Here is a 10,982-nt window from a genome sequence, read left to right as displayed (position 1 = left end):
CGACCAGCACGCGGGCGGTGCCGCGGCCGTCGGGGTCGCCGGGGCCGGGGACCTCGGTGGCGCCGGTGAGCCAGGCCGAGCGGTAGGCGCCGCCGAGCAGGTTGCCCAGGTCGAGATCGATGCCGATGCCAATGCCAATGCCGAGGTCCGGCCCGCGGTCGCGGTCCTGGGGTGCGGCGGCGGCGCCGGGGGCGGCGGCCAGCAGTGCCAGGCAGGCGGCCACCGCCGGAAGGGTGAGGGTGCGGATGGACAGACGCATCGGAACGACCTCCAGAATTGTGGGAAAGTCCCTGCGATCGGGCGAAGGTGAGCTCAGGGCGCGAAGGTCAGGCCGACCGCGCTGCTCAGCAGTGGCGAGACGACGTTGGCGCGCCCGGTGGCCAGGTTGATCCGGACCAGCAGGGTCAGGCCGTGCACGCGCACGAGGGCCGCGGCCCGGTAGTCCTGCGGCCGGTAGGCGCCCGCGCCGGCCTTGCCCGCGATGTCGAAGCCGTTGACCGCGCTGATGTCCAGGCCCAGCTTGCCGATCGTGGCCAGCTGACCGGTGTTGGGCGAGACCACCGGGGTCTCTCCCGGCAGGCTGCCCTGCTTGACCAGGGTGTCCCGCGCGGAGTCCAGGCCGTAGAGGGCGGTGGCGGTGGCTCCGGCGACACTGTTGGTGTAGCCGGAGGCGGTCACCTTGGGCGCGGGCCCGCCGGTGGGGTAGTTCAGCGGGGTGTCGGTGGCGGCGAGGGCGCCGGTGTCGGGGTGCAGGCGCAGGTTCTGGCCCTGGTCGGTGACCACCCGGATGCGGTCGACGGTGGGGTTGAAGTCGAACCCGATCGCTTTGCCCCGCAAGGAGATCGGCCCGCCGATCGCGGTGGCGGCGCCGGTGGCGGGGTGGATCCGGTAGAGCTGGCCGGAGCCGGCGAGGGTGTAGAGCTCGCCGTTGGCCGGTCGGGTGTCCAGGCCGACGAGGCGTTCGCCGCGGGCCAGGCCGGTGATCCGCTTGCGCTGCTTGGCCAGCAGCGGAAGGCTGGCGTCGTGCCTGCTGAGCACGCCGTTCTCGCTGAGCACGAGCAGGTCACCGGAGCTGGCGGCGGTCGTGGCCGCCGAGGCGGTGCCCCCGCCGGCCAGGACGGTTGTCAGCACGGTGGCGGACACGGTCGCGCCGGTCACCAGCAGACGTGTGGTTCTGCGCATTCCCACTCCAAGATGTCGAAGGATCGTGTGGAACGTTCGACGGCCGAAGGCGGATGGTTCGCCACTTCTCGCGGCCGCGCCGTGCATCAGGACTGGCCGGCACCCGGCACGAGGAGTCACAGCCAGGGTGCCAAGCCCTCCAGGATCGCCGCTTTCGTCTTGGCCCCGGTCAGCGTGGTGGCCAGCTCTCCGCCGACGAACAGCGAGAGCGTCGGGATGGACATGATCTGGTACCGCACCGCGATGCCGGGCTCGGCGTCGATGTCGAGCTTGACCACGGTGAGCCGGTCGGCGTGCTCCTCGGCGATCTGAGCCACGACCGGCGCCAGCGCCTTGCACGGGCCGCACCAGGGGGCCCAGAAGTCGACCAGCACCGGCCGGTCGCTGTCCAGCACCGCGGTGCCGAAGTCGTTCGTGGTCACCGGAATGACGTTCATGGGTGTCCTGTTCTGTCTCAGCCGAAGGTGAACGAGTAGGCCTGTACGCCCGCGCCGACGGTCACCGCGACCCTGCCGGTGCGAATGTCCGAAGTGGACAGCAGTTGGTAGGAGTTCGGCGTGCCGTCGACCTGGATGGTCTTGGTCTCGCCGTTGCTGTCGTAGCTGACGGTTCCCTTGCCGGAGAGCACCATCCGCACCTCCTTGGCCCGGTAGTCCAGCCGGATCCGGCCGTTGTCCCCGGCGGGGGTGATGTGCTGGGTGTCCAGCAGCCACTCGCCGTCCAGGGTGAAGGTGTCCGCGGCCTGGTTTTCCGGGAACTGGAAGGACTTCTGGCCGCTGGTGTAGTTCTCGGGGCCGGCGAAGTTCACGCGTTTGGTGGAGCCGAGGAAGGTCTCGCGGGTGATCTTGCCGATGTCCGGGGTCTCATCGGTGGTTTCCGTCGCCGCGGGCAGGTTCTGCCCTGGTGCGGCTTCGGTGAGCAGCTGGCGGATCAGCTTCTCGGTGGTCCGGTAGTCGCCCTCGCCGAACTTGATGTGCCGGACGGTGCCCTTGGCGTCGATGAGGTAGTGCGCGGGCCAGTAGCGGTTGCGGTAGTTGGTCCAGGTGGACAGGGTGTTGTCCAGGGCGACCGGGTAGGTGATGCCGAAGTTCTTCGCCGCCGCCGCGACGTTGGCGGGTTCCTTCTCGAAGGCGTACTCGGGGGAGTGCACGCCGATGACCTGGAGCCCGGCGTCGCGGTAGGCCTTGTCCCATGCGGTGACGTGCGGCAGGGAGCGCTGGCAGTTGATGCAGGAGTAGGCCCAGAAGTCCAGCAGCACCACCTTGCCGCGCAGCTGTTTCAGGTCCACGCCGCTGCCGTCGGGGGTGTTGAGCCACTGCTGGATGCCGGTGACATCCGGCGCGGTGCCACAGCTTTCCAGCTCCTTGGCCCCGTCGGAGCACTTGTCCAGGTCCTTGTTCTGCTCGTTGACCAGGCCACCGAGGTTGAGCGCCTTGCGCACCTGCTCGGAGTTGTTCACCTTGTCCTGCAAGGCGCTGGTGTAGTCCGGGATGACCCGCTGGAGCAGCTGCGGCAGGTTGAACACCAGGCCCAGGGACAGCGCGATCATCACCACGCCCGCGGTGATCCGGATGCCGCGCTGGCGCTTGCGGAAGGCCTGCACGCGTTCGGCGACCCGCCGCCCGGCCAGCGCGAAGACGAGCAGGGGAGTGGCCGCGCCGATGGCGAAGGCCGCGGTGAGCACCACGGTGTCCACGCCGACCTTGCCGGTGGCGCCCGCGACGGTGATCGCGGCCAGCACCGGGCCCGCGCAGGGCACGTAGATGGCGCCGAGGGCCAGGCCGAGGGCGAAGCCGCCCTTGGTGGAGTCGGGGCGGCGCTGCGGAATCCAGCTGAACGGTTTTTCCAGCAGGTGCTCGAAAGCGGGCACGATCAGGCCGATGCCGATCAGCACCAGGACCACGATTCCGCCCCAGCGCAACACGTCCTGCGGCAGGCCGAGCACCGAGAGCAGCAGCGAGCCGAACAGGGTGACCAGGGTGAAGCTGACCACCAGGCCCGCGATCACCAGGTAGGGGCGGGAACGAGAAGCGGCGGCGGTCTTGGTCTCGGTGGTCCGGGCGCTTTGCGCGCCGCCGGAGAAGAAGATGACGGGCAGCACCGGCAGGATGCACGGTGAGATGCCGGTGACCAGGCCTCCGATGAGGCCGATCAGGGCGAGTGTCAGCACGGGGGCCTCACACAGTTGACGGGGACGCGATGACCTGTGTTCGCACGCCGGGCACAAACGGTTCGGTGTTCCTTCCGCGACCTGCCGGTTGTAACGGGTGGATAACGACGGGCCGATGGGCCGATCCGGGCCGGTCCGGGCGGCGAATGCAGGGTGTTCGTCCGACAGACCGGAAGAGAGCCAAGATATGAACACCATCGCCCGCCGCACCACCGCCGCCATCGGCGTCGCCTCGATCGCCCTGCTCGCCGGGGCGTGTGGTTCCGGTGACACGGCCGCGAGTTCCAGCACCACCTCTGCCGCGGCGACCTCCAGTTCCGCCCCGGCTTCCAGCGCGATGGCCGACCCGGCCCGCGACCTGGTCGGCCCCGGCTGCGCCGACTACGCCAAGCAGGTCCCCAGCGGCTCGGGTTCGGTCTCCGGCATGGCCGCTGACCCGGTTGCCGTGGCCGCGAGCAACAACCCGCTGCTCAAGACCCTGGTCAGCGCGGTCTCCGGCAAGCTCAACCCGAAGGTCAACCTGGTCTCCACGCTCAACGGCAGCGAGTTCACCGTCTTCGCTCCGGTGGACTCCGCGTTCGCCAAGATCGACGCGGCCACCATCGAGAAGCTCAAGACCGATGACGCGCTGTTGACCAAGATCCTGACCTACCACGTGGTGCCGGGTCAGATCGCGCCGGACAAGATCGCCGGTGACAAGACCACGGTGCAGTCCGGCGTGGTGAAGGTGACCGGCTCGGGCGACGCGCTGAAGGTCAATGACGCCAACGTGGTCTGTGGTGGCGTGCACACCGCCAACGCCACCGTCTACCTGATCGACTCGGTGCTCATGCCCAAGTGACCCCCGCCCCGGCCGCCGGAGTCCACTGTGGACTTTCGGCGGCCCGCGGGTTGTCTTCGCAGTCCACAGTGGATGATCGCCGGTCCATGAGGGAGCCAGTCGCCGTGCCGGATTTCGCCCGCCTCCGCCGTGTCCAGTCGGAGACTCCCGCGTCGCAATCGCGGGTTCCGGACCAGCCGGATGAGTTGCTGGTGCTGGCCGCGCGCGGGGACCGGGAGGCGTTCGCCCGTTTCTACGACGCGGTGATCGGCCCGGTCTGGGGCGTCATCCGGCAGGTCGTGCGCGAGCAGGCCCGCGCGGAGGAGGTCGCCGAGTCGGTGCTGCTCGCGGCCTGGCGCGCTGCGGCTGAGTTCGACCCTCGGCGGGGGAGCGCGCTGGCCTGGGTGGTGGCCCGAGCGCACCGTGCCGCGGTGGATCGCGTGCGGGCTGACCTCGCGGTGCCCGCTCCGCGTCCGGCCGCGGTGCCGGAGCCGGAACTGCCCGAGCCGGCCGGGGTGAGTCTGCGCAGGCACCAGCTCCACCGGCACTTGGCCACCCTCACCCAAGAACAGCGCGACTGCCTGGTCCTGGCCTACTACCAAGGCCGGGACTGCCGTCAGATCGCGGCGCTGCTGGACCTGCCCGCGTCCACGGTTCGCACCCGCCTGCGGGACGCCATGATCCGGCTCCGCGACTGCCTGGGAGTGACCTGATGAACCCGTCTGCCGATGTGCACGCCCTCACCGGCGCCTACGTGCTCAACGGCCTCTCCCCGGCCGAACGCGAACAGTTCGAGCGACACCTGCACGCCTGCCCCACCTGCGCGCTGGAGGTCACCGAGTTCACCGAGACCAGCGCCTGGCTGGGCAACGCGGTCGCGGAAACCCCGCCGCCCGCGCTGCGCGAGCGGGTGCTGGCCGTCGCGGAGTTCACCTCCCAGATCCCGCCGCTGACCGGATCTCCCCGCGTGGCGGGAAGTCCGCGACGAAGACGCGCCGTGCTCTTGGCCGCCGCCTCGGCCGTCATCGGGATGGCGGTGCTCGGCTTGCACAGCACCGCGCCCAGCGACCAGCTCGACCACCAGGCCGGCGCCATGGCCGGTCGCGCCGACGCGGCCGCGCTGCTGGCCGCCGCCGACGCCCGCGTGCTCAGCGCGCCCGGCCCTGGCGGCGGCACCCTCTCCGTCGTGCACGTCCCGGGTCACGCGGCCGCGGTCCTCATCGCCAGCGGCCTGCCCGCCCCGCCACCGGGCCACGTCTACCAGGCCTGGGTCATCGGCCCGCGCGGCGCGCGCTCGGCCGGTCTGCTCCCGGCCGCCGCACCCCTGGTCGCAGCCGGGGTGGCGCCTGGGGACCGGATCGGCCTGACCGTCGAACCCGCGGGAGGTTCGCCCCAGCCCACCTCGCTACCGGTGATCACCACCGCGCTGCCCGCCGCCTGAGGCGACATCATCATGCGACCGGGGAGTCGCTGTGGGTCCACACCGACGACGTGATCCGGCCCTACCTGCGGCAGCGCAGGGAAGACCTGCTCGCCTCCCTGCCGGAGACCGGGCCGGACCGTGCTGGCCGGGGTGGGGTTCAAGGCCGGCCGGGCGGGCGTTGCTGACGCCGCCGTGCCACTGGATTCGGTGACCGCCAGGCACATCGTGCCGCAGGTCAACATCTACGCGGGGGAGGGCTTCGACGAGGTCGCCGAGTCGATGTTCGGGTGGGCGACTCGCGATCGCGACCAGCTCGGTGCCCCGTTCGAGGCGCGGACGGTGCGCACCCGCTTGGAGCTGCGGGGAGCTGGGCGGCGTTGTGGCTGCACCTCTACCTGGCCGGGTCGCCGATCGTCAACCAGATCGAGACCAACCAGGTCAGCACCAACCTGCTGGCGCGGGGCCTGTTCCAGCGCGAGTACCTCACCGTCGGCTACCTGGTCCAGCTCCTGCGCGCCGCGGGCACCACCGTCACCCCCTGGGCGGTCGAGGCAATGACCGGACTTCCTTCTCACCCAACGGCAGCTAGTCCCGTCCCTCTCCTCGCCCGGCCCGCCAACCGGCGGCTGATTCCCGCCACCTGGCTGCCGGTGGGGTCTCGATGATGAACGCTGTCCGCCGACAGCGAAGGAAGTCACCGATGACCGCCGAAACCCCCGCACCCCTGACCCCGGTCCCGTTCGATCCCGAGCTGGCCGCCGGACTCGACGCCGCGCTGATCGAACAGATCGCTCAGCTCTCCTTCGAGGCGCTGCCCGAGATCCGGCGGCGCTCAGCCGAGCGGGACCTGACGGATGAGGAGCTGCGGCGGGACGGGCGGTTCGAGGTCGCCTCGCACACCACGCCCAGCGTCGACGGCGCCGAGGTGCCGCTGCTGGTGTGCCGTCCGGCCGGGCTGGCGCGCCCGGCCGCCACGCTCTACGTCATCCACGGTGGTGGCATGGTGGCCGGCACCAACCGGGGCGCGGAGATGAGCATGATGCTCGACTGGGCCGAGCGGTTCGACCTGCTCGTGGTGTCCGTGGACTACCGGCTGGCGCCGGAGCACCAGCACCCGCTGCCGGTGGAGGACTGCTACGCCGGTCTGCGGTGGACGGCGGCCGACCCCGAGGGCCTCGGCGTCGACCCGGGCCGGATCGTCGTGCTCGGCGGCAGCGCGGGCGGTGGGCTGGCGGCCGCCACCACGCTGCTCGCCCGCGACCGGGAATCCGTGCGCCCGTTGGGCCAGCTGCTGATCTGCCCGATGCTGGACGACCGCAACGACACCCTGTCCTCGATCCAGATGGCCGGCCTGGGGATCTGGGACCGGGACGCCAACGAGCTGGGCTGGACCGCGCTGCTCGGTGACCGGCGCGGTGGCCCCGACGTCTCGCCGTACGCCGCGCCCGCCCGCGTCACCGACCTCTCCGGCCTGCCGCCGACCTTCGTCGACGTCGGCTCGGCGGAGACCTTCCGCGACGAGGCCGTCGCCTACGCCTCGCGGATCTGGGCCTGCGGCGGCCGGGCGGAGCTGCACGTGTGGCCCGGCGGTTTCCACGGCTTCGACGCCTTCGTGCCGCAGGCGGCGGTCTCCCAGGCATCGCGGGCGGCGCGGGAGAACTGGCTGCGCCGGGTACTGGCCGCCTGAGGCGGGGTGATGATGGAGCGATGAGAGATCTCCTCGGCCGCCTCGACGCGCTTGATCCCGACGCCGGGGCCGCGGTCAAGGTGATCGCCTACTTCGACCGGCTGGTCGAGACCAGGGCCGGGCTGGAGGCGATCGTGCGCGGGGCCGCGGTGCTCTCCGGGCACATCGCCCGGCTGGTCGAGGACGACCGGGGCGTGCGGCTGCGGATCGATCCGGACGGCCGGCTGCTCGAACCGGGACCACCACCCGGCGACTGGCCCAGCACACCGGTGCTCCCCGGCGGCCCACCCGCGCTCTGGCTGGAAAGCACCGGTCCCGCGGGCCCGGTCGGTGAGATGGTGCTCGAACGGGCCGCCGTGGCCGCCCGCGGCGTGCTCGACCGGGCCCATCGGCCGGTCCGCAGGCACAGCTCGGCACAAACCCTGCTGGACACCGCCGCGCCGGAGGCCGCCCGCCGCAAGGGCGCCCAGCGCCTCGGCCTCGGCGCGCGGGCCCGCGCCTTCGTGCTCGACGGCGGCGAGATCCAGCTCGCGCCCGGCTCCGGTTCCGCACCGCCGCCAGGTGTCCGGGCCGGCGTCGGCCCGGCCGTGCCCGTGCTGGACCTGCCCGACTCGGTGGCCGCCGCCAGGGTCGCCCTCAGGTTCGCGGCGGCCGGAACGCCCCAGGACCCAGGTCCCTTGGTGGTCTTCGCCGAGGCACTGGGCGGGCTCGCGGTGCTCGCCTCGGCCGTCGGCCCGGACACCGCACCAGCACCCGACGTCCGCGCGCTGGCCAAGGCCGCGCAGTCCGCGCCCTGGGTGCTGGCCACCCTGGTCGCGGTCGCCGACAGCCCCAGCCTGCGCACCGCCGCCACCACCCTGCTCGTGCACCACTCGACCCTGCAGGAACGCCTGTCCCACGCCGAAGACGAGCTGGGCTGGCCGGTCCGGAGCCCGCAGGGCCGCCTGCGCCTGCAACTGGCGATCGCGCTGCTGAGGTTGCACCGGCACGGGTGAGGTCAGGCGGGCAGCAGGCCCGGTGGCGGCCACCGGCCGGCGAGCCGCTGGCGCAGCAGCCACACCCCGGCGCGAACCTGCACCTGGCTCAGCCCGGTCCGCGCGGCCAGCACCTCCACGGTCAGCCGGTCCGCGGGCGGCGCGGTGACCCAGGCCCGCTCCACGCGCCCGGCCCACAGCTCGGCCGGGATCCACGGGCGAGCCCGGTAGGCGGCGACCAGCTCCCGCAGGTGCTGTTCATCGCAGGCGACCACCAGCCGCCAGCCGTCGGCGCAGGCGCTGGCCACCCGGACCGCCGAGGAGTCCCGGACCACGGCGAAACGCGCCTCCGCCAGCGGATCCAGGACGCGGGCGCACACATCGCACAGCTCCCAGTCCGGCTCGGTCTCCTCCCGCATGCGAGTCGGGATACCCGGCCCTGCCGCGCTGATGCGTCCGGCGGGCTCAGCTTGCGAAAGCCTGATCCACGGTGGCGAAGACCGGCAGCAGCTCGGTCAGCCCGGTCACCGTCAGCGGCCGGACGACCGCGAGGCTGGTGGCCACCACCCGGATCTTGGTGCCCTGCTCGGCCGCGGGCAGGACCTGCACCAGCGCGGCCAGGCCCACCGAGCCGAGGAAGCTGACCCCGGTGAGGTCCACGACGAGCACTGGCGGGCGCGCGGCCACCGCCTGTTCCAGGGCCTGCTGGAGGGCGGGGGTGGTGAGCAGGTCGACCTCGCCGGTGGCCGCGACCACGACGCCCTGCTCGGACTCGGTGGTGGTGACCTTGATGGGCAGGTCGGAGGCGGTGTCGCTGCTCATGCCCTAGACCGTACCGCCCCGGTGCCCGCCTGCCTCCTCAGCGGCGCGCTGCCAGGCCGAACGGCGGAGCAGCCGCAGGCCGTTGAGCGCCACCAGCACGGTGGAGCCCTCGTGCCCGGCCACGCCCAGCGGCAGCGGCAGGGTGCCGGCCAGGTCCCAGATCACCAGGCCCGCGATGCAGACCCCGGCGATGGCCAGGTTGGCGCGCACCACCCGGCGGGCCCTGCGGGCCAGCGCCAGGGTGGCCGGGATCGCGGTCAGGTCGTCGCGCACCACCACGGCGTCCGCGGTCTGCAGGGTCAGGTCGGCGCCCGCGCCGCCCATGGCGATCCCGGTGTGCGCGGTGGCCAGCGCGGGGGCGTCGTTGATGCCGTCGCCGACCATGGCCACCCGGTGCCCGGCGGCGATCAAGGCCCGCACCTCGGTGGCCTTGTCCTGGGGGAGCAGGCCGGCGCGGACGTCCTCGATGCCCACCCGCCGGGCGAGCTGGGCGGCGGTGAGGTCGTTGTCGCCGGTGAGCAGCACGGGCGGGTGGCCGGTCAGCCGGGCGGTGGCCAGCACGGCGTCGGCGGCTTCGGCGCGGGGGCGGTCGGTGAGGCCGAGGACGCCGATCAGCTCGCCGTCCACGCGCACCGCGACGGCGGTCTCCCCGCGCTGCCGCAGCTCGATCGCCAGGTCCGGCACGGGCGCGCCGACCGTGACGCGCGCACCGGCGACGGTGGCCCGGACGCCGCGGCCGGGCTCGGCGGCGAACTCCGTGGCGGCGGGCAGTTCCAGACCGCGGGCGCGGGCCGCCTGCACGATGGCCGCGCCCAGCGGGTGCTCGCTGGGCACCTCCGCCGCGGCGGCCAGGCGCAGCACGTCCTCCTCGGTGCGGCCGGTGAGCGGGCGGATGGTGCTCAGCTCGGGGGTGCCAGTAGTGAGGGTGCCGGTCTTGTCGAAGGCGACCAGGGTGGTCGTGCCAAGGCCCTCCAGCACCACCGCGGACTTCACCAGGACGCCGTGCCGCCCGGCGTTGGCGATGGCGGCCAGCAGTGGCGGCATGGTGGCCAGCACCAGCGCGCAGGGCGAGGCCACGATCATGAACGTCATGGCGCGCAGCAGGGACTCCTGCAGCCCGGCGCCCCAGATCAGCGGGATGGTGAACAGCGCGAGCGTGGCGGCGACCATCGCCACGGAGTAGCGCTGTTCGACGCGTTCGATGAACAGCTGGGTCTTCGCCTTGGTGCGACTGGCCTGTTCGACCAGGCCGGCGATCCGGGCGACCACGGAGTCCTCGGCGCGGCGGGCGACCCGCACGGTGAGCGCGCCGGTGCCGTTGAGGGTGCCGGCGAACACCTCGTCGCCGACCAGCTTGGCCGTGGGCGTGCCCTCGCCGGTGATGGTGGCCTGGTCGACCTCGCTGGCGCCGGAGACGACCTCGCCGTCGGCCGGCACCCGCTCACCAGGGCGCACGAACACGGTGTCGCCCACCGCCAGCTCGGTCACCGGCACGGTCTGCTCGGCAGCACCGGTGACCCGGTTCGCCGTTTCCGGGGCCAGGTCGAGCAGGTCCCGCACGGAGGCCTCGGTGCGCGCGGTGGCGAAGGCCTCCAGCGCGCCGGAGGTGGCGAAGATGACGATGAGCAGGCCGCCGTCCATGACCTGTCCGATGGCCGCCGCGCCGATCGCGGCCACCACCATCAGCAGGTCCACGTCCAGGGTCTTCTGCCGCAGCGCGCGCAGCCCGGACAACCCCGGCTCCCAGCCGCCCGCGGCGTAACAGGCCAGGTACAGCGACCACCACAGCCAGGACGGGCCGCCGAGCAAGGTGGCGCCGAGCTGGAGGCGCTGGAGCACGAGCTGCGGGGTGCCGGGTCGTGACCTCGCTGGAGATCCTCACCGTCGGCCGGGTCGGCGTCGAC

Annotated in this window: 13 protein-coding genes; 6 read left to right on the top strand and 7 right to left on the bottom strand. The window is 72.7% G+C overall.

The features are described from left to right. The 4 genes from ACWDY5_RS41110 to ACWDY5_RS41095 all read right to left on the bottom strand — a co-directional run. A partial coding sequence (locus ACWDY5_RS41110; RefSeq protein WP_449727543.1) for a hypothetical protein occupies positions 1-259 on the bottom strand: 259 nt, incomplete at its 3' end. 53 nt (positions 260-312) lie between these two features. Further along, on the bottom strand, positions 313-1,182 hold the full coding sequence (locus ACWDY5_RS41105) for a DUF4394 domain-containing protein (RefSeq protein ID WP_449727542.1): 870 nt from the start codon (positions 1,180-1,182) through the stop codon (positions 313-315). A 116-nt stretch (positions 1,183-1,298) separates the two neighbouring features. Further along, complete coding sequence (gene trxA / locus ACWDY5_RS41100; RefSeq protein WP_449727541.1) at positions 1,299-1,619, bottom strand: thioredoxin; 321 nt, start codon at positions 1,617-1,619, stop codon at positions 1,299-1,301. Positions 1,620-1,636: 17 nt separating this feature from the next. Continuing rightward, positions 1,637-3,352, bottom strand: a complete 1,716-nt coding sequence (locus ACWDY5_RS41095) for a cytochrome c biogenesis protein DipZ (RefSeq protein WP_449727540.1) — start codon at positions 3,350-3,352, stop codon at positions 1,637-1,639. A 187-nt stretch (positions 3,353-3,539) separates the two neighbouring features. On the opposite strand from ACWDY5_RS41095, the gene ACWDY5_RS41090 reads away from it, so the two are divergent. From ACWDY5_RS41090 to ACWDY5_RS41065, 6 genes are all read left to right on the top strand, one after another. Beyond that, a complete protein-coding gene (locus ACWDY5_RS41090; RefSeq protein ID WP_449727539.1) occupies positions 3,540-4,193 on the top strand; it encodes a fasciclin domain-containing protein in 654 nt (217 codons plus the stop codon). A gap of 191 nt (positions 4,194-4,384) precedes the next feature. After that, a complete protein-coding gene (locus ACWDY5_RS41085) occupies positions 4,385-4,885 on the top strand; it encodes a sigma-70 family RNA polymerase sigma factor (RefSeq protein ID WP_449727538.1) in 501 nt (166 codons plus the stop codon). Next, positions 4,885-5,613 (top strand): anti-sigma factor, encoded by a 729-nt coding sequence (locus tag ACWDY5_RS41080; RefSeq protein ID WP_449727537.1) that lies wholly within the window; start codon positions 4,885-4,887, stop codon positions 5,611-5,613. The genes ACWDY5_RS41085 and ACWDY5_RS41080 overlap by 1 nt, the downstream gene beginning before the upstream one ends. Before the next feature lie 359 nt (positions 5,614-5,972). After that, on the top strand, positions 5,973-6,260 hold the full coding sequence (locus ACWDY5_RS41075; RefSeq protein WP_449727536.1) for a hypothetical protein: 288 nt from the start codon (positions 5,973-5,975) through the stop codon (positions 6,258-6,260). A gap of 35 nt (positions 6,261-6,295) precedes the next feature. Further along, positions 6,296-7,282, top strand: a complete 987-nt coding sequence (locus tag ACWDY5_RS41070) for an alpha/beta hydrolase (protein ID WP_449727535.1) — start codon at positions 6,296-6,298, stop codon at positions 7,280-7,282. Between the two features lie 20 nt (positions 7,283-7,302). Then, positions 7,303-8,277 (top strand): helix-turn-helix domain-containing protein, encoded by a 975-nt coding sequence (locus ACWDY5_RS41065; RefSeq protein ID WP_449727534.1) that lies wholly within the window; start codon positions 7,303-7,305, stop codon positions 8,275-8,277. A gap of 2 nt (positions 8,278-8,279) precedes the next feature. Here the strand turns inward: ACWDY5_RS41065 and ACWDY5_RS41060 are convergent, their stop codons facing one another. Genes ACWDY5_RS41060 through ACWDY5_RS41050 form a run of 3 tightly spaced genes read right to left on the bottom strand, consistent with a single transcriptional unit; the run spans position 8,280 to position 10,917 of the window. Beyond that, on the bottom strand, positions 8,280-8,675 hold the full coding sequence (locus ACWDY5_RS41060) for a hypothetical protein (RefSeq protein WP_449727533.1): 396 nt from the start codon (positions 8,673-8,675) through the stop codon (positions 8,280-8,282). A gap of 46 nt (positions 8,676-8,721) precedes the next feature. Then, positions 8,722-9,078, bottom strand: a complete 357-nt coding sequence (locus ACWDY5_RS41055) for an STAS domain-containing protein (RefSeq protein ID WP_449727532.1) — start codon at positions 9,076-9,078, stop codon at positions 8,722-8,724. Between the two features lie 3 nt (positions 9,079-9,081). Further along, positions 9,082-10,917: a heavy metal translocating P-type ATPase gene (locus ACWDY5_RS41050; protein WP_449727531.1), complete on the bottom strand. Its 1,836-nt coding sequence runs from the start codon at positions 10,915-10,917 to the stop codon at positions 9,082-9,084. Positions 10,918-10,982 lie beyond the last annotated feature (65 nt).

It is taken from the genome of Crossiella sp. NPDC003009 (assembly GCF_053591555.1).
The sequence above is the reverse complement of the archived record's forward strand: the minus strand, read 5'-3'. Positions and strand labels throughout refer to the sequence as shown.